The following is a 20100-nucleotide window of genomic DNA, read 5'->3' as shown; positions in this document are numbered from 1 at the left end:
ATGGGAGTTTATGAATCGATAGAGAAAGCGAAAGCAAGTGGAGATGTTACAGCCATTCAAATTATGATGAAAAATAGCCTGCTCGCTGATCCAACATTCCGAGAGTTCGATGAGATGGTAAGTCTGACTCATAATATGCCCGGGCTGTATGATTCGCATGATGGAGCAGTTCCTGCACCGAAGGTATCGTGGAACGATGAATATATGAATAAACTAATGGTGCAGGTAATGAGCAACTTTTCACGTGAGCGATTAGCTCATCTGAAAGATGTTGTAAGCTATTTACGTCCTGCAACGGCTCATACAGTGCTGCGAAGTGAGGGATCTAGCCGGACTCCGTATGGGGGAGGTAGACCTTCAAATATTACATATGGGAATTCGTCGGGCTTACGAGGCAGCTCGTCTCGTAGCTATCAAGAGCAGAAGCGAATAGACCAAAGGAAGGGACGAATTCGTCAGATGAAAATTGCCACCTCTGCAGTTGCAGGCGCTGTAGTTGGTGGAGTCGTCGTTGGAAGCTCATCCATTCTATTAGGGGTAGCTGTAGGTGTTGGTGTAGGGGTAGGGATCTCCACTTTTGCGACAAAAGGCGGTCGATAGGATGGGTAACTTCGTAGAATTGTCAGGAAATAAGGAAGGGGATATTGCACCAAGTGATGCTGAATTAGTAGCAATGAGAAATAGCAATATGCCAAGCTATGACATGTTGAAGATTCAGCTGGATGAAGCGACGTTGCTTATTGACGACTTAGTTCTGAAAAATTATTTGACAAAGCTATCTGATCTTGATGTTGTTCCGTTACCAGAAGAGCTAAAGCGGATCAGTGATATTCGCTTTTTCAAAATCAATGAGATGGTGTATCAAAAAGATGAGTACTCGACCTATAAATTTGCCTCGGTTTTCAATTCGGTTCAGAACTTAAATTGCGGTGTCTTCCTTATTGTAGATAGCGATGGAAAAAAGACAAACTTCTATATGGGCGTTCGCTCGTTAGATGATGAACGTACAACAAAGTCTTTGAAGGATACGTTGAAAAATACGCTAAGTGGGCATTTCCCTGGCGTGAAAACGACGGATTTGCTGGATGACGAAGCACAAGAATTTCTGAAAAACATGCCCTCTAAGCATATTTCTGCTGTGTCCTGCGTTGCCCAGAATAAGGATGAGGAGTTCAATGATAATAATAGCTTTATACAAGGACTGGAAAAGCTTACTCTGGCTATGCAGGGGCAACGCTATACGGCGGTCGTTTTGGCTAAGGGAGCATCCAGTGCACAGCTATTGGATACTCGTCGTGCCTATGAAGCGATTTATACGCAAATTTCACCATTTGCGAACATGCAGCTAAGCTATGGAACACAGATGGCGATGAACATTTCAGATGCCTTTTCGAAGGGAACGTCCACAAGCACATCTAATGCTACGAATACCTCTTTGCAGAAGGGGACGAGCGATACGAAGGGAACGTCCAGCAATCAATCTGAGACGCAAACGGATCGTTTAGGAATGATCGGAAAGGGTGTAGCGACCTCTCTGCTCGGGGTTGCGAGCCTCGTTACAGCTCCATTAACAGGTGGGGGGAGCTTAGTTGCGGCAGGAGCCATTATGACTGGTAGCTTGGCTGTTAATGCGATTCAACCGAAAACGAAAACGAAAGGCACCTCAATCACTGAAAATTATACAGAAAACACTTCGGAGACACGTGGTGAGACGTATACAAGTGGTAGCGGGACTTCGGAAAACTATACGCAGACGAAGGGCCTGACGAACGGAACCACTGATACGATGCAGCTTACGATGCAAAATAAAACAATTATAGATACGCTTGATCGAATCGGGCTTCAGCTGAAGCGAATGGATGAGTTTGAAAGCTTAGGAATGTGGGAATGTGCTACATATTTCTTATCGGACACTCAAGAAACGGCTGAGATGGCGGCAAGCTTGTATAAGGCGTTAATGAAGGGTACCAAATCAGGTGTGGAAACATCCGCAATCAACTATTGGGGACGTCAATCTGGAGCAAAGCTTCCACTGATCCGAGAGTACGTGACGAATTTTATTCATCCTGAATTCATCTATCATTCACCTTCTGCAATCTTTCCAGTTACGGCTTCATCGCTAGTAAGCAGTAACGAGCTTGCGATTCAGATGGGCTTACCTCGTAAATCCGTCGGAGGCTTTCCAGTGATTGAGCATGCTGAGTTCGGTAGTGAGGTTGTGAAGTACAGCAATAAAAGCAGCGATAACGAATTCATTATCGGTAGTATGTTTACGATGGGGAAGGAAAGTTCAACGAAGGTTCGGCTTAGTCGTGATTCTATGACGATGCATACTTTAATTACGGGCTCGACCGGTTCAGGTAAAAGTAATGCGACATATGAGATTTTGTATCAGCTCAAAAATGTATACAACGTGCCGTTTTTAGTTATTGAACCAGCTAAAGGTGAATACAAAAATGTATTCGGTCATGCTCCTGATGTAACGGTTTATGGGACGAATCCGAAGCTTGCAAATCTACTAAAAATTAATCCGTTCTGCTTCCCGGCAGAGGTACATGTGCTAGAACATCTGGACCGTCTTGTAGAACTGTTCAATGTATGTTGGCCGATGTATGCGGCAATGCCTGCTATTCTTAAAGATGCGATGGAGCGAGCGTATATGATCGCTGGCTGGGATCTTGAAACCTCAGAGAATACGAAGGGGAGGCTTTATCCGAACTTCGTCGATTTATTAGAGCAGATTGAGACGGTTATTAACGAATCAAAATATTCTGCAGATAGCAAGGGAGATTATTCGGGCGCACTTATCACACGTATTCGCTCGTTAACGAATGGCTTGAATGGCTTAATCTTCTGCCATGATGATCTAACAGACGAGGAGTTGTTTGATCGGAATGTCGTCGTCGATCTAAGTCGAATCGGTTCGGTTGAAACGAAGGCACTTATCATGGGCTTGCTCGTGATGAAGCTCAATGAATATCGGATGTCATCAAGTCATAGTAATAGCGTGCTTCGGCATATTACAGTGCTAGAGGAGGCACATCATCTCCTAAAGCGTACGTCGACAGAGCAGAGTTCCGACGGGGCGAATCTATTAGGAAAGTCAGTAGAGATGCTTTCAAATTCGATTGCTGAGATGAGGACCTATGGTGAGGGCTTTATTATTGTCGACCAATCACCAGGATTATTGGATCTATCCGTCATCCGCAATACGAATACGAAAATTATTTTGCGACTTCCTGAGCTTAGTGATCGTGAGCTAGTAGGCTATTCGGCAACGCTCGATGACGATCAAGTAAAGGAACTCGCTAAGCTTGAACAAGGGGTGGCTGCAATCCATCAAAATGATTGGGTAGATCCTGTACTTGTTAAAATTAGTAAATGTGAGTTGCAGGAGAAGCCTTATCATTATTATGCTCAAGAGAAGAGTCTAAATCGTAAAAAGATTACTGAATTGCTGGTCCATCTACTGCTTCAAGGTAGAGTGAATGAAAGATTGGATTTTGATGTAGATGAGATTGAACGTGGCCTGCACACGTTGAACTTAACGGTAGATAGTCGTGAGTTTATCGAAGAACAGCTCCTAGATTATAGGGAGAATCATCGCTTGGAGCTATGGCGAGATGATCAACTCCAGCGACTTGCTCGCCATGTTACAACGATATTAGGTGTTCGTGAGCGTGTTGAGAAGCTTGTTCTCTCAACTGCGGATCATGAGGACCTTACCGATCGCCTAATACGTCTTGGTCGTCAGCTGTTTGAGGATGCCTCCTACGAGGTGCTCATTACATTAAGTCAATGTTTCATGAAGGACATGAGCAGGAGGCAGGAAGATCGGGAAGTACGTGAACGAATCTATATGCAGTGGGTTGAGTCCATTATGGAAGAAAGCAGGGGACAGCTATGAATTTAGCGATGATAAGCGAAGTGAAGGAAGTTCCTACCGAGCGGTTTAAAAATTGTCCACTTGGCAAGCTTGCTGAGCGATACACCTCCGATAAACCGATGTCGGAATTTGATAAGCCTCTAGCTATGAATCTAACTGAGGGAGTGAGCACGGAGAGCTATCCAGAGGATGGGATAAGACAAGTTCCAACTCGTAATCAGCATTTAGAGGGATCGGTTCATCCAGAGACAGGGGTCCCATTTGAAGCGAAGGTTATCACTCTGAATAATGGTGAACAAGTGGAGGTAGTTGTTCCTGAGTTTGAAAGTAAGCAGGATGTGCAGCTTCCAGATGAACTGCTCGAGGCTTCAGATAAGGATCAATTTGCTGAGTGTAATCGTCAACTAATAGAAGCAGTTGAGAATGAGCCTGAACTTGCAGCACAATTTACCGATGAACAGTTAGAGCAGCTTATGGATGGCGAGACTCCAGACGGCTATACATGGCATCATGATGCAGAAAAAGGAAAGATGCAGTTATTAGATAGTGAGATTCATGCGAAAACTGGGCATACTGGCGGAAAAGTATTCTGGGGTGGCGGTAAAGATAATCGATAAGTGAGGGATAAATGATGAATCAACTAACATGGAAGTATGTTAAGCCATTAGGCACTGAGCTGGCGATTGAGCAATTTGAATCAAGCTATAATGTGAAGCTACCTCTGGATCTCGTTGCAGTTTTCAAGCAGTACAATGGTGGTCGGCCTGATAAAAAAGGGTTTAATACTTCGGTGAAAAAGGATCGCGTGCTGAAAACCTTGCTCTCTTTTAATGAAGGAGATCTTGAAACGATCTATAAAGCCTATGATGTATTGAAGCCAGAAGACGACAAGCTTATTCCATTCGCTTCTGATCCAGCGGGTAACTATATCTGTTATCAGGTGACCGATGAAAGCATCGTGTTCTGGGAGCATGAAACGAATACGAAGGAGAAGATTGCTGACAGCTTTACCGAGTTTCTTCGTGGTTTATATTAATTCATTCTATTAAATCAATTTTCGAAAATGTGACAGAGCTGGCCATATGGCTTGGCTCTTTTTTCATAAATGGAACGGCTGCCTTTGTTAAACTAACTGGCAGAATAGCATGAGGATAAATCATTATATTGCTCACTTCAACCATATCTTGTAAAATTGTGATTAACACTAAAGGGAAGTCGTGGGGAGCTGTTGTATCTTGGTTCCATTTTTATGATCTGGATAAAGAAAAGGCCATCCCGTAAAGGATGGCCTTTAAGAATATTCGTTTGGAGAACTGTTTCCCCTATTGGAAATATTATACTCTAAAATATCTCTGAGTTATCCTTAATGGGATTACATCTAAGATACGTAGTTATGTTTCTTTAGAATTAATGATAAATAGTGTTTGAAAGTGGGTGTGAGGGTAGATATGGTGAATTTTAATCGGGCCAGAGCTTCAGTGGGTTTATCTAATTTTGTTTTATATTACGAGGATTATCGTAGATATTTTGATCAGCCTACTGCTTCGAACAAGGAACAGCTTGCCCGGAAGTTGCTGATTTCAAATCCCAAAGCGTCGTCAATTGATGCACAGGTCACCAGAATAAACTACACAACTATCATTTTCTCTAATAAGTGGGAAATGGAGATGCTTAAATCAGCAATTAACTCAAGCCATCCGAGCATGACAGCAGCCATAAAGACTAAAGCGAGGGAACTATTGAAAAGCCTTTATTCTAAAGAACATCATTAGCTGTTTTTGCTTCGAGAATAACGGCTTTGAGCAGAGCTTCAAGAGGAATCCTTTGCGGAAGAAGGGATTGAAAAATATCTGTGTAGGTTAGAATAGGGAAAAGTGAGAAAGGAAACATAAATCGTTTAATTTGTAGAACTATATGTGAATCATTGAGACCTTAAAATGCACCGCACGGCGGAGAGAAAGGTGTCAGAACGTCTCGGTACTGACAGAGATTTCGCTTCTGGGGTTACCTCGCTTTGAAAAAGGAGAAGATGCGCCTAGCTCTGATTTTGAAGGATTAGGGGTTCTTGTACCTAGACAAAGAGAAAGCCCCATCCACCTTGTTGGTGGGAAGTTCCGCGACAATCAGGCATTGTCCAAGTGTCTCAATGATTTCAATTTCGACAGCTCGGGACTCTTAGCCTTGTTGATGACTGGTGCAAACTGAAGTGGAGTTACTTATTTTCGGAAGTTTTATTTCAATTAGCATTAAAACAGAATAAAGTAATGTATGCATGTCAACAAAAGCATTGTTGATAAAAAGTCAGAGGTTATGCAAAAGAATTAGAATCAAATAAAAAGGTGCCTATTATAAAAATTAGAGGTGTGATCTTGTTTACGATAAAAGGAAAGTATCATGGCAGAGGTATAGAAATAACATGGAAAAACGGAATTTTAATTGGAGATGAGTTGTTCATACAAATGTTGCGGTGTGAAGCGAAAGCATTAGAAGGTTGTTTAGTTGCATTTCCGACCATGGGAGGAACAACCCAAAAAACCATCTACAGGATCCTTTCTCTGCCCTATATTTGATTATAGAGCTGATTGATGAAGTGTATGAAAGCTTGGGGGATGTTCTAAACCTTCCTGATGTACCTCCTGGAGCAATTAGTTGATTGCGAATGAGTGATATTATGTCAGGTAGGTTTGTTAATTTGTTGGTGACCGCAAAAGGATGTGAACGTTTATAATGAGGAGAGGAGGGGGAGAATTCACCCCTCGCCTATCGTCTCTCCGTTCTCGTAATTTTTTTCGGCCGAATCGAATGAGGAATCGGATAATTTCCTACGAGCCGAAATTTGGTCACGGAGTTTCAGTGCACGTTGCCAGAGCTCTTGCCAATCATTCATAATGGCATAGTACTGAGTCAGCTCAGATTCGGTTAAACGATCCCAAGGTCCGGCTGGCGGAGCGTATGGGTAGCTTGCAAGGTAGGAATCGATCTTAGCAATGCGGGGGAGGGCTTAACCAACTGAGGAAATCCAGCAGCAGAGAAGAAGCAAAAAACAGAAAAAACCCTCCTTTTTCTTATAATTATAAAAAACCATCTTATTATTCAGTTGTCTCTTTTATTAATTAATTTCAATGCTTGCTGTAAATCTATATCTTCTTCAATATGTTTAGGTGTCCATTTTATATATATATGGGGCTGGATTCCTTTTCCGTGTATCGGGTCTATTTCTGTTTTTTGTTCAAGTCTTGATATTGGATAACATAGAGAAAACTGTTTGTCCCAACTGAGACAAACGATGTCACTATAATCATTTATTCCCATGGTGGCACGTCCTACTATTGTTACTTTGGATGATTCTTTACTTGTCTCCACAAATTCCTCTCCGGCACTTGCACAATAACAGTCAGATAAGATAATTACATTTTCCGGGTTATTCTCCCCCTCGAAATTGTTTTCTAATTCTGCAATAAACTCCGAAAAGTCAAAAGCGACAAAACCTTGATTTCGATATGTTTTAAATTGATGTTCAGCAAACTCTACCATTTTAAGAGTTTCTTCATTATCTGTTGAACTTCGAACTTTCTTTGCCTGTTCTAAAAATAATTTCACATTACGGTCAGAACAATTAAATTCTCGTACTTTAAGTTCAGAACTTGGTTTTTCTCCTTTTTTAAAGATATATTTCAACAGAGAAGAAAAAGCATGAGCATTCCCTCCACTATTACGCCGGACATCAACAATTACATTTTTACTTTCAAGCAAGTCATGCTTATGTTCTTCAATTAAACTAACTATGCTATTGGTATCTCCAAAATCAGAAAAGGTTAATAATAAAGTGTTTTCATTGATAAAATCAATAGCATAAGTTGACTTTTTAGGAGTTCGTCTATACAATATTAAGTCCAATTTTAATAAATCCTCATTCTCGTTAATAAGCTCAAAATACGTAGCTTTGCTTAGGATTTCATCCCACTCTTCTCTCTCAGGATGAGATTCCTTAAGCATTCTTCGGTTCAGTTTTCTTATCGAAGAAATGGGTTGTCCGTCGATGGAAACAATTTTTGCGCCTTTTCCAAATCTATTTTCTTCATTAACCTCAGTTACGTATAAGGTGTCTTCGTAATTCCTTACAGTAAAACCACATGTTTTAACTTCTACCCTTTCTGAATTATGTAAGTTAAAATACATATGACGATCTTGGAAACTAATAAGGTATTCATTCACAATTTCAGCAAACAGTTGCGGCGTAATTAATTCATTTGTTTCGAGGTACTCTATTTTTTTTGTAAAATAATCAGGATGATCCCAGCCCTTTTTCTCTTCATATCCTGCATAATCCTGATGCATAATAGTTACAATTTCAGCAAATATATCTAAGTATTTCATATTATATTTCCCCTCCAAATCTTCATTAAATAAAGATCTTTCTACCGAATATTTTGGTAGCGCTCGAACATTTTTCTATCTCTTTTCGGCTTCAACCTTTCTTCAAGTTCCTATAGCCCCTTGATTACTTCCATCTCCATTCCCCGTATAGAAGTGATTTATTGCATTAAAATAATAATTCATCAATATAAAAATTAAAGTTATTTTCTCTTTTTATAAGTCGATTTAAAAACAAAGCAATTCCACTTGATCCTGAACCAAAGTCACAATTTATTGTGGATCAGCCACCAGGGAAGGCTAATCCTTGTTTCCTATCTAAAGTATACATGTTTAAAGAATCAGAAATTTTAAGGGCATTTTCTCTTTATTTGCTTTCTTCTAAGAATTGTTCAGCATCTACTAGACCAGACAAACCACTGTTTTTTTAATTTTCGAAATCTTGGAATAAAGTCGGTTGGTATTGAATTATAATCCGGATCAGGATAATTCATATATACTCCTTTTGTTTTAGAAATCATTATACTGTACTTACTTTTACTGGTTTGTTCGATGAGAATAAATTTCAGTGATATTTAGCTCTCGAAAAACTTCATTGTTTCCTAAAAGCTTTCCAGCTCACTTTTTAATTATATTCTAACCCAGTTAGAAAGAGTTTGGAATTCAACTCTTGAGCTCACTCAAACCCCGCTGATGGGCTTACCTTATTTGTGGTATGAAAAAAATTCATTATATGAAAAACTCATAAAAGGACAAATTCCGTACTTGGAACTGATTTTCGTTCAATGCACCGTTTTCAGAATCTAGTCGCATGAGAATGACTTTTATGGTTGCAGCAGAAGTCTGCGCTGAAAGGAAACTAGATTGCGTCAATTGCGAAACATAAAATTAATAGCCATTTTCTATACTTAGGATTTAATTTAGCGGAATGGATAATCGCTCAAGTTTTCAATAAACCGGTTATTTTATGAAGAAATTAAGTAATATAAAAACATGGTGAGATAGATATTAAATGTAGATCAATATCCTTATATATTCAAAGGTATAGGGCTATATTCCTATTGGTTAGGTTGTAATAATATATTTTGAGAACTTCAAGGAAAATGTTCCAAACATGTGAGGAGGTGTGCCGTATATTTTCATCTAATACCATATTTTAGAAGGTTGTATATAAATGGTGAGAGCAACTAGATATTTATTTTCTTTTGTGTTTACCTGTGTGCTTATCATCTCTTGTCAAACATACATAGCAAGTGCAGACGAAGTCCATTGGAAAGACCCACACATGAGCTGGAAAGTGAGCGTGGCAAGCGGTCCGGTTACGGCATAAGCACGATTGCCATTGGCACAGGAGCCGTTGACATCTCGGACGTTTACCGTATTCTCGTCGAAAATGGTTTTGACGGGCATACGACGCTTGAGATCGCTGGTGATCAAGCGGTGCTGGACAGCTATGTCTACCTAGAACCACTGGGCGCGGAGTAGCGAGCCCCAAAAATAAATAATTTATCAGCTGCCCGGCTACGCGTGAAGCCGGGCATTTATGATTAATCGAATTCTTTACTGACTTCGTGGATACCCAAGATCCGATTCCGGTACTCCGTCGGGGTTAGCCCGACTTTGGATTGAAAGACCCTGCTAAAGTGCCGATGATCGGTATAACCTACTCGAGAAGCCACGTCATAGATTCGCAGAGAATGGTCACCCAGCAGCTGCTTGGATCGCTGGATTTTAAGGCGAACCATGTAATTCAGAAACGTTTCTCCCACGTGCTTTTTAAAATATTCGCTGAAGTATGTCGGGCTTAAATGTATAAGCTCGGCAGCTTCCGTAAGCGAAGGATTTGCATCCAAATGCAGCTCCAGCCAGTCTTTGACCTGTTGGATGAGCAGATTTGATTGATTGTTCTGCACTTCTTCCAGCTGCGTTATACAGAATGCTTGCAGGCTGCAAATTACATTGGTTGCGTTTGTATCATTAATCACGGGTTTAAACTCCATGCCGATCACATCGTGCCGGAGAAGGTGTGAATGAAGCGTACGGGTTGTCAATTCGACAAAGTTGCGCAGACTCATGAACTCCTGAAGTTTATCGTACCAGGATTCCAGCTGTTCCAGCTGGCTAACGTTCCCAGACTCGAGCACGCTTTGCAGATGGAATTCGTATTGCTTTACCAGGGAGAGGTCCTCCCGACGGATTTCTTTGGCGGGCCCAATCTCACGTGCGTACCGATCAAATAGCTGCATAACATCGTTTTCCTTAACGGGTTTGAGGAGATAATCAAAGGCCTTGTTTTTCATTGCCGTTTGTATATAGGTGAATTCGTCATGCCCTGTGAAAAAGACAACGGGAATAGGAATCGCCAGCTCGATCAGTTTTCCCGACATCTCCAAACCGCTCATCTTAGGCATGCGGATATCGGTTAGGATCAAATCGGGACGCAGGCTCTGAGCAAGCTGAACACCTTCAAGGCCATCCCAGGCTTCCCCGCACAAACTCCATCCCGGTGCTACTCTTGTGATCAATTTGATTAAGCCTTTGCGAATTAGCGGCTCGTCGTCTACAATCAAATATTTTGGCATAAGTGTGCCTCCTCATTCATGCATTTTTAGAGATTCTTGATGGACGGAAACGATCGGAATGCGCACGTGCACGATCGTTCCACCAATCGGATTGACACTAATCGTAACGCCATAATTTTCCCCAAAAATGATTTTGACCCGGCGGTTTACATTGCAAAGTCCAATACCTTGTCCGTCCTGTTCGACGGCGGGGACTCCAGGTTCAGTTAGCTTTTGGTTCATTTCCTCGAGTCTTGATGATGGAATGCCCGTACCGTTGTCGACAATCATAAAATGCAAATCATCCCCATCGCGTTGTCCGCTTATGCGTAGGTGGCCACCGCTTCGCGTTCCATAGAGCCCATGCTGAAGCGCATTTTCTATAAGAGGCTGGAACAATAGGGGGAGCGAATAATATCGTAAAATTCCCGAATCGATGTCAAACTCGAAATGAACAGCGTCGCCGTTCATAATTTGATGAATGTTTAAGTATTGGCGGATATATTCGACCTCCGTGTCTAGCGGCACCAGCTTCTGATGTGTCTTGATGCTGTAGCGAAGGATCGAGCCGAGGCTACTGGTCATTCGGGCCACTTCGTGATTGTCATTTAAATCGGCGAGGGATCGGATCGCCTCCAGTGTGTTGTACAAGAAATGTGGCCGAATCTGCATTTTTAAATTATTGAGTTCTGCCTCCTTTTGTCGGATATCGAATTCGTAAACCTCATGAATAAGTTCTCTAATCTGCGAAGTCATTTTCATAAAAGCGTTTCCAAGACTTCCGATTTCATCCTGACTGGTCAGCTTCAGCTCAACATCATAGTTCCCACTGACCACCTTCTTCATCATTCGGTGCATCTCACGGATAGGTCGGGTAATACTTCCCGATAATAGATAGGTTACGACCACTGCAATGGTGCAGAAAATAGCTGACAGCCAAAGGATCACTTGACGGATGGAAATGAATGTTTGATAAATACTTGCGGATGGAATCACGACGTCCGTTGTCCATCCGGTTTTATGGGAGATATCACTCCCAATAAACAACGTTTTTCCATTTGCGTTTATTTTGGTGCCCTCACCTTTTTTCTGCGGACTGAGCAGGTTAAGAAACAGCTTGTTCTGGGCGTATAAAATGGTGCCTTGGGAGTTTTTTAGTACGACATTAGAGTTTGGGCCTAACCCAATATCTCGAAGCACATCTTCTACGCCCTGAAAGTTGGCATCAATAAGGATGGTTCCGACGGCCTTTCCGCTCTCGGTTTTAATCTGCCTGGAAATAGAGAAAATATCATAAGGAAGCTTGATGAACCTTCCATCACGGCCGGCATTTGGGGTGTAAACGACCGATCCGTTAGCTTCGGTAGTACGCTTGTACCATTCTGATGCTTTCCAGTCGTAATCACCATTTAGTGTAACGTTTACGCGCGAATTGAAATACCGGGTCCCATCGGACCGGTAGAGAAAGACGTTCAAAAGATCCTGACGAGGGTTCAACATGATGTTGCCAAACATGTCGTCAAACATCTTATATTCTTGATACATTTGTTCGGGTGAATCCGACTGGCCGCTTCGTCGGAGCACATCCATAACGTTACTGTGGAAATAGGGGAAGAGGCTGAGACGTTCCAACTCGTCAAGGTAGGTTTCAAGATGACGATTAATCTCTTTTGCGTTCTGCTCAGCCAGTAATTGAGATGCTTCGGCCATCTTATAAGTGAACAGGGCGTAAGAAGCAATCGAGATCACGACAACAGGCAGTATAATGAGCGGAAGGTACGCAACGAGAAGTTTCTTCTTGATGCTGATTCGTTTGAACCATGACATGCTTGCGATCTTCCTTTCAGGGAAAATGGTTTATTTGTATCGTACCACATTCGCTGAAGACCGCCACTGTGTTAATCATAGGAGCCTAAGAAAACGCACCAAACCAGAAAACCACCTCGTTGTGACGGTTTGTTTTTCACCGTTACAATAAAATAGCAACTCCAAACAAAACCTACGATAGGGGGGCTAACATGAAACGATTTAATAAATGGGGAGCCGTGCTTTGCTTACCGCTGCTTGCAAGCGCATTCTTGTCAGCATGCGGGGGTTCGGGCGAAGGAGAAACGGCGTCCGGCGGGTTAAGTGGTAAGTCGTATGAGCTGAGGGTTGCTACCTGGCAAACGGATGAGACCACCACGGCGATCCTGAACGATGCCAAGAAAAAGTTCGAGGAATCACATCCAGGCGTGACCGTAAAAATTGAAGCCGCACCTTATGAAAATTACATGACCAAACTGCAGACCGAGCTGGGTGCAGGAAATCCGCCTGACCTGATGCAAGTCGGGGAGCAGAACTTCACTCGGTACATTCAAAAAAACATCGTGACGGATCTAACTCCGCTCGCCCAAGGGAAATATGATTTAAGCGACATTATACCTAATGTAAAGAAGTTGATGACAATCGACGGCAAGCTTCCGGTCATGTCCGTCGGTGGTGCTACCATTGGCGTTTATTATAACAAAAAGTTGTTTGATGCAGCCGGCATTCCGTACCCGAAGGAAGGGTGGACTTGGGAAGAATTCCGCGATATCGCCAACAAGTTGACGATTCGGGAAGGCTCCAAAATTAAACAATACGGCGCGAATCTAAATCTGGGCAAAGACTGGCTCGAACCTTTCGTCGTCAGCAACGGCGGAAGCTATTTGTCCGAGGATGGTTCCACGGCCGTCGGATATCTGAACAGCGATGCAACCGTAAATGCATTCCAAAAGATATCTGATCTGTACAATGTCGACAAAGTAGCGCCGAACCCTGCAGAACTGATCGCGCTGAAGGGCATTGATTTGTTTGCCACGGGTCAAGTAGCAATGAACGTTAATGGATCATGGGCTCAAGGAGATTTGAGAAATAATCCGGACATTGACTTTGGTGTCGTGCCACTCCCCACCATGTCGACGGGCAAACAAACGTCGTTGTTGTACACTTCTGGATTAGGCATTGCTCAGAAATCTAAGCATCAGAAGGAAGCGTTCGACCTGCTGATGGAAATTACGTCACCGGATTCGGAAATCGGTAAACAATGGGCTAAATCAAATCTTGCGGTATCCCAAAAGCTGGCCGAATCCAGCAAACAAAGCGAAGACCCGTATCTCGGCGTGTTCGTCAAGCAGTTGGATAACGCCATTGTCAGTGGATATTTCGCGAATGGATACTGGGGGGCTGTAGGTGACAAGCTGCTTACACCAGCGATTCAGGATATCCTTCTTCAGAAAGATGCCGATATCAAGGCAAAGTTGACTTCACTGGCAACACAGATCGATTCGGAACTTAAACAGGCAGCAGAATAAGGAAGGAGGGTGAGAAGCGGACCATTCCCACGATCATTTTAAAGGAAAGGCAGGCGTTCCCATGATCCGACCATCCAACCTAAACACAAAATGGAAGGACTCCTTTACCTTCTACTTGTTGATCTCACCATGGCTCATCGGGCTTGTTGTATTCACCTTGGGTCCAATATTGGGCTCTCTTATTCTCAGTTTTTATCAATGGGATTTGATCTCTCCGGCGAAATTTGTCGGGCTGCGGAATTTTCGGGAGATGTTGACGGTCGATCCTCTCTTTTGGCAGTCGCTCAAAGTAACCGTCATTTATGTACTGTTTCGTGTTCCGCTTGCGCTCATAACCGCTCTGCTACTCGCACTGATGATGAACCAAAAGGTGCCGGGCATCGGCATCTTTCGCACCATTTTTTATCTGCCAAGCGTGGTGAGTGGCGTAGCGGTGTCCATGCTCTGGATATGGGTATTCAATCCGAATTTCGGATTAGCGAACGGGGTTCTCGGTTTTTTCGGCATCCCGGGTCCTGGTTGGTTCACGAGTACGGGCTGGGCCCTTCCAACGATGATCCTGACTTCTCTGTATTCGGTCGGCAGTACGGCCATCATCTTTTTAGCCGGGCTTAAAAATGTTCCAGAAAGCTTGTACGAAGCGGCGGAGCTTGATGGGGCATCGAAGCTGCAGCAGTTTTTCACCATTACGATTCCCCAACTGACTCCGACCATTTTGTTTAACGTTATCATGCTTTTGATCTCATCTTTTCAGGCATTTACGGAGGCGCTCATTATTACCAATGGAGGACCGGTCAATTCCACCATGTTCTTCAACCTGTACCTCTACCAGAACGCGTTTGCGTATTCCCGGTTCGGCTACGCCAGTGCATTATCGTGGGTGCTGTTCACATTGACTCTTCTATGCGCCTTGTACACGTTCCGGTCTTCCCGAAAATGGGTGTACTACGAAGGAGGAGATGCTTCATGACAGCCCTGGCTAATCCTGTACGCAAATCTGAAACCGCTTCAAAACGCAGAAGAGAGCGGGTTAGACCACTTCAAATTATTGTTTTTATTCTGCTATGTCTTTGCTCCGTGCTGCTTATTTTTCCGTTGTTGTGGATGCTATCCACCTCACTAAAAGCACCTTATGAGGTCATGAGTCTCGACTTGAAGCTGTTGCCAAAAGTTATCCAATGGAATAACTACGTGGAGCTTTTTCAGCAGTACCCGGTTTTTCATTTTATGTGGAATACGATTTATGTCACGGCGCTGAACATTATCGGAAAGCTGGTCTCGTGTACGCTCGTTGCCTACGGTTTCGCCAAGTATCGCGCCCGCGGCAAGAATGTGCTGTTCGTCATCCTGCTCTCAACGATGATGGTTCCTTGGGCCGTAACGATGGTTCCGCTGTTTATCCTCTTTAAGGAAATCGGCTGGTACAATACGTTTCTCCCCCTATGGGTACCCTCATTTTTCGGAGATGCATTTTCCATTTTCCTGCTTCGCCAGTTCATGATGGGAATTCCGAAGGAGCTGGAAGAGGCAGCCCGCATCGATGGTGCTGGTCTGCCGCGCGTGCTTTGGAATGTCGTCGTACCAAATTTGAAGCCGGCTCTTGTCGTGGTATCGATCTTCTCCTTTTTTAATACCTGGAACGACTTTTTGGGACCGTTGATTTTCCTGTCAGATCCTGAAAAGGCAACGCTCCAGCTCGGAATACAGTTTTTGCGGACGCAGTACAATGTGCAGTGGCATTACATGATGGCCTTCTCCGTCGTATCTCTAGTTCCTTGCCTGATCGTGTTTTTCTTCGGCCAGCGCCAGATTGTCGATGGAATCACTCTAACCGGTATCAAGTGACGTTTGCCACTCCAAACGAGTGAAGTGAGTGCCCCAGGGAATTACTAGAGAATAAAATGAACGCGCGTACATTGAAGAAGGAGGTACTCTATATGTCTGCTTATTTGGAATTACAGCAATCGCTAGCATCTGGCTGGAATACCTGGCATACACGGAGCGTGCTTACCCATGTACTCCTTCCGCACGGGTTAGCCATACAGCTTGGTATCAAGGAGTATCGGGAAGGCCGCTATCTGCGGGAGTGTTTGATCGGCCGCCAGGGCCAAGGGGTTGAGGTTGTACGGCCTGGCATTCGTAGCTATGACGGCAATTATACGGAACTGTTGGTAATCTGGCAGGATATCGAGCTTCAAATTCAAAGTGCTGCAGATGGAGAGGATCTTGTGCTTCTCATAACCCCACTCCGGAACCAGCCCGTTCCAGCCCTTTTAGTTGCGGAATGCGGCTTCCTCTGGAACCGGCGGGGAATCACCAAACATGGCGTGGGTAGCGACAGAGTTGAGGCGGATTGCGGTCACGGTGAGATCCGGATTTACCCAACGTCACCTATCGTTGAGGAATGCCATCTTTCAGCCAATAGCCCTTATCTTGCCCAGCGGCTGACCGGCGCTGTTGGCTTATCGGCAGGATCTCCGCGCACATTAGATGAGATCAAGGCCATCGTGTCACGCAATAAAAAAGGCCTTCAGGATAGCCGTTCTAAATATGGAAAATCCGTAGACATCTACAATGCAATGCAAACCTGTCTTGCCTGGGATACGATTTATGATCCGAAAAATAAGCGGGTCATTACCCCTGTCAGTCGAATTTGGAATGATCAAGGTTACAAGTTGTTTTGTTGGGACACCTATTTCGCGGCCTACATGTGTATGGAGGATCAACGGGCGCTTGCGTATGCGAACGCCATCGAAATGACTCGCTCGGCCGTGAAAGCGGGGTTCGTACCGAATTATGATTGGTCGGGTATGAACGTTTCGCTTGACCGCTCCCAGCCTCCCGTCGGAGCTTTCATTATCCTGCAATTGTACCGGAAATACGGCGAGCGCTGGCTGCTGGAAGAAGTATTTGAGAAGCTTTGTGCCTGGAACGATTGGTGGAAGAGTAACAGGCAGATTCAAGACGGGTTGCTGGCTTGGGGCTCTAATCCCATGGAGCCCGTAACAGGAAACCGGTGGGAGACCGACGGTGTTAACGATACGTTCGGAGCCGCACTGGAGTCTGGTCTCGACAATTCCCCAATGTACGATCTTATTCCGTTTAACAAGGAGAAGAATGTACTGGAACTTGCTGATGCAGGCTTGATGGGGCTCTATATCATGGACTGTCTTGCACTGGCCGATATCGCCGACATTCTTGGTGCAGCAGACCGAGCATCAGATCTCCGGAATCGAGCCGACCGCTTTGGAAAGGGCCTTCAGCAACTATGGGACGAGGAATCCGGTATTTTTCGCAATTTGCGGACTGATTCGGATTCTTTCAGCGAGCGGTTATCCCCGACTCTGTTTTATCCGATGCTTACGCCCTATGTGACAGAAAAACAAGTGGAGCGAATGATTAATGAACATCTGTATAATCCCGATGAGTTTTGGGGCGAATGGATTTTGCCGTCCATTTCGAGGAACGATCCTGCGTATGGGGATCAGGATTACTGGCGCGGCCGGATTTGGGCTCCTATGAATCTGTTGGTTTATTTGGGTTTGGTGAAGCAGGGGAAGGCAGAGGCAGCCAGCCGAGTTGCAGAGAAATCTGCTTCGCTGATCCTTAAAGAATGGGTGGAGCACGGTCATGTACATGAGAATTATAACGGGAGCACGGGGGAAGGGTGCGACGTACAAAACAGTGACCGTTATTATCATTGGGGTGGGCTGCTTGCATTCATCGCACTTATGGATCAGGGCGTCGTGCCGCAACCGTAAGGCTGAACCGTCGAGTTTGGATACTTTATCTCGCAAAGTTCATTAAAGGGTTAATCATAATTCATATCTACTAAGGAGGGCTTGTCATGAAAATCGGTGTTATTGGACTCGGCTGGCCCGGCCAGCAGCATATTCGAGCGATCCAAGAGTGGGACGACGCCGTCTTAACCGCTGTGTGTGACTTAGATGCCTCCAAACGGAGTGCATTCGTAGGAAAATGTGATGTTTACCCTAATATCGACCACTTTTTTGATACGTCCGATACGGAGGCTGTCGTGCTAGCCGTTCCACATCACCTTCATGCCAACTTAGCGATCCGCGCGCTGGAAGCCGGGAAGCATGTCTTGATTGAGAAGCCGATGGCCCGTTCGGTTGAAGAATGCCGTCAAATGATTGAAGCATCGAACAGGACAGGCAAAATGCTGATGGTAGCCCACAACTGGCGCTATACCCCCTGGTGCGTTGCAGCCAAAGCGGTAATCGACAGTGGTGAATTGGGAGCGGTTCAAGCGGTGCGAACGGAGTGGCTTCTTGATTTCCGGGCCTCGTTTCCAAAGGGAAGTTGGATTTATAACGGGGAGCTGGCAGGTGGCGGCGCCATCGTCTCACTAGCCATTCATAACGTGGATGCTCTTCGTTACTTGATTGGAGAGATTGAAGAGGTATATACAAATCAGCTGTTTACGGATGACTGGTCTTCGGAGGGGGCTGAAAATTGGGCGATGTCCCAATTTACATTTGCAAACGGGGCGATAGGGCATCTCTTTACCGGATACACTCCATTCTATCCACCTGACAACGGGATGCTCTACGTCTACGGGGAGCGTGGGACGATGTTCTATGGCCCCCACCAGGGAGGAACCGGCCTTTGGATTCGGTCTGCGGCCCGTTCGGAGGACAGCAAGGCCGGTTACCAGCTCGTGGATATGAAACAATATGTCCCCGGCATGGCAGGGCATGCGCAGACCAATCAAATGCGGCACTTTCTGGACTGTGTGAAGAATGGGCAGAGGCCAGATACGGATGGGCGGGAAATTTTGAAGACGATTCATCTGACAGAAAAGATGTACGAGTCCGGTCGGACGGGCAAGCCGGTTAAGGTTGAGAGCGCCTCCAAGTCCGAAGGAGTGATTTGACATGGAACTCATTACTACTCATGATCAAAATAAAGCGATGTGGACCGTCATATCTGGTGGAAGAACCTTGCTGGAATATGTATACGGGGAAGAAGATGATCCCAATCCTTCGTTCCGAATTGCGCGCACGGCGGCAGGGCATGACATTGCGCTGTATCGGCCGTGGGATCATCCTTGGCACACCGGCTTGTTCTTTTCCTGGAAATATTTGAACGGGCTTAACTTCTGGGAGTCTATGTATCATGGCAAGCGTAACGTGGCCGTTACCCGGGCATTCACAGAGGAGACTAGCGGAAGGAAGGGGTTCAAGCAGCATATTGATTACGTAACGCATGCGGGAGACATTCTGCTCCACGAGGAACGGCGGGTTGCCATTGAATCACTAAACCACAATGGATATGTGATCCATTGGGAGGGAGACTTCTCTACGGAAGGCGATAAAGTCATCCTGGACCGAACTGAAGTTGGCATCGAAACGCCATGGGGAGGATATGCCGGACTATCCTGCCGACTTCCCCGTACGTTCCTGGGACCCGTTATTACGACGGATCAAGGCGAGACAACTGCGGAGGAGGCACACAATCGTGCCTTTAGCTGGTGCGATTATACCGGCAGAATCGACGGCTTTGTTGAAAGACCCTATGCGGGGGTTTGCATCATGAGCCATCCGTTGAATTTGCGGCATCCTTCGCCGATGCTGACCTACGATTATAAGGACATGCAGTTTTTACAGGCGGCATTCTTGCAAGAGGCCCCGCTCGTGCTGAATGCCAGGGAGCTTCTTCGGCTTCGCTATGCCCTTTATGTTCATGATGGAAAGTTGGATCCGCAGTATCTCGCGAACTTGTATAGCACCTTATTTATTCGTGATATGACTAAGGATTAGTGACAGTGGATCGCGAAATATAATTAGCCCTAATGGTAAGAAAGAAAACCGGTCCTTGGCCGGTTCTCTTTTTATATTTATTTCCGCCAAGGAAAACGCACTATGTTAACAAGCCTATATATGCAGGTGACCCGGTTCAAAATCCTTATGTTCAGAAAGAG

At 44.7% G+C, this 20100-nt stretch carries 15 protein-coding genes; 12 read left to right on the top strand and 3 right to left on the bottom strand.

Annotated features, from left to right (window positions below):
• The 5 genes from MKY74_RS34890 (at position 1) to MKY74_RS34870 (ending at position 5658) form a co-directional block, all read left to right on the top strand.
• Positions 1-600 (top strand): hypothetical protein, encoded by a 600-nt coding sequence (locus tag MKY74_RS34890; protein WP_076176360.1) that lies wholly within the window; start codon positions 1-3, stop codon positions 598-600.
• 1 nt (position 601) lies between these two features.
• On the top strand, positions 602-3907 hold the full coding sequence (locus MKY74_RS34885) for a helicase HerA domain-containing protein (RefSeq protein ID WP_084204237.1): 3306 nt from the start codon (positions 602-604) through the stop codon (positions 3905-3907).
• The gene (locus MKY74_RS34880) at positions 3904-4503 is read left to right on the top strand and encodes an HNH endonuclease (protein WP_076176358.1); all 600 of its coding nucleotides are present in this window, start codon (positions 3904-3906) and stop codon (positions 4501-4503) included. The genes MKY74_RS34885 and MKY74_RS34880 overlap by 4 nt, the downstream gene beginning before the upstream one ends.
• 11 nt (positions 4504-4514) lie before the next feature.
• Positions 4515-4922, top strand: coding sequence for an SMI1/KNR4 family protein (locus MKY74_RS34875; RefSeq protein ID WP_076176356.1), 408 nt, complete (start codon positions 4515-4517; stop codon positions 4920-4922).
• Positions 4923-5334: 412 nt separating this feature from the next.
• A complete protein-coding gene (locus MKY74_RS34870) occupies positions 5335-5658 on the top strand; it encodes a hypothetical protein (RefSeq protein WP_076176354.1) in 324 nt (107 codons plus the stop codon).
• 1321 nt (positions 5659-6979) lie between these two features.
• Here MKY74_RS34870 and MKY74_RS34865 read toward each other — a convergent pair.
• Complete coding sequence (locus MKY74_RS34865; RefSeq protein WP_076176352.1) at positions 6980-8263, bottom strand: S41 family peptidase; 1284 nt, start codon at positions 8261-8263, stop codon at positions 6980-6982.
• Between the two features lie 1266 nt (positions 8264-9529).
• On the opposite strand from MKY74_RS34865, the gene MKY74_RS34860 reads away from it, so the two are divergent.
• A complete protein-coding gene (locus MKY74_RS34860; protein ID WP_076176350.1) occupies positions 9530-9745 on the top strand; it encodes a hypothetical protein in 216 nt (71 codons plus the stop codon).
• Between the two features lie 62 nt (positions 9746-9807).
• Here the strand turns inward: MKY74_RS34860 and MKY74_RS34855 are convergent, their stop codons facing one another.
• Both MKY74_RS34855 and MKY74_RS34850 read right to left on the bottom strand, forming a co-directional pair.
• The gene (locus tag MKY74_RS34855) at positions 9808-10842 is read right to left on the bottom strand and encodes a response regulator transcription factor (protein ID WP_076176348.1); all 1035 of its coding nucleotides are present in this window, start codon (positions 10840-10842) and stop codon (positions 9808-9810) included.
• A gap of 12 nt (positions 10843-10854) precedes the next feature.
• Positions 10855-12648: a cache domain-containing sensor histidine kinase gene (locus MKY74_RS34850; protein WP_076176346.1), complete on the bottom strand. Its 1794-nt coding sequence runs from the start codon at positions 12646-12648 to the stop codon at positions 10855-10857.
• Positions 12649-12839: 191 nt separating this feature from the next.
• Here MKY74_RS34850 and MKY74_RS34845 point away from each other — a divergent pair, with 191 nt between their 5' ends.
• The 6 genes from MKY74_RS34845 to MKY74_RS34820 all read left to right on the top strand — a co-directional run bounded on the left by MKY74_RS34845 (position 12840) and on the right by MKY74_RS34820 (position 19939).
• A complete protein-coding gene (locus MKY74_RS34845) occupies positions 12840-14156 on the top strand; it encodes an ABC transporter substrate-binding protein (RefSeq protein ID WP_076176344.1) in 1317 nt (438 codons plus the stop codon).
• A 61-nt stretch (positions 14157-14217) separates the two neighbouring features.
• The gene (locus MKY74_RS34840; protein WP_076176341.1) at positions 14218-15126 is read left to right on the top strand and encodes a carbohydrate ABC transporter permease; all 909 of its coding nucleotides are present in this window, start codon (positions 14218-14220) and stop codon (positions 15124-15126) included.
• A gap of 170 nt (positions 15127-15296) precedes the next feature.
• The gene (locus MKY74_RS34835) at positions 15297-16001 is read left to right on the top strand and encodes a carbohydrate ABC transporter permease (RefSeq protein ID WP_167372941.1); all 705 of its coding nucleotides are present in this window, start codon (positions 15297-15299) and stop codon (positions 15999-16001) included.
• Between the two features lie 92 nt (positions 16002-16093).
• Entirely contained in the window at positions 16094-17917 is a 1824-nt protein-coding gene (locus MKY74_RS34830) for an MGH1-like glycoside hydrolase domain-containing protein (protein WP_167372940.1), read from the top strand.
• Between the two features lie 86 nt (positions 17918-18003).
• A complete protein-coding gene (locus MKY74_RS34825; RefSeq protein ID WP_076176334.1) occupies positions 18004-19053 on the top strand; it encodes a Gfo/Idh/MocA family protein in 1050 nt (349 codons plus the stop codon).
• Between the two features lies 1 nt (position 19054).
• The gene (locus MKY74_RS34820; protein WP_076176331.1) at positions 19055-19939 is read left to right on the top strand and encodes a DUF6807 family protein; all 885 of its coding nucleotides are present in this window, start codon (positions 19055-19057) and stop codon (positions 19937-19939) included.
• The last annotated feature ends 161 nt before the right edge of the window (positions 19940-20100 follow it).

Source organism: Paenibacillus sp. FSL R5-0378, from assembly GCF_038009285.1.
Lineage (GTDB): Bacteria > Bacillota > Bacilli > Paenibacillales > Paenibacillaceae > Paenibacillus_AQ > Paenibacillus_AQ favisporus.
Note: the sequence above shows the minus strand (reverse complement) of the source record. Positions and strands in the feature narration are given on the sequence as shown.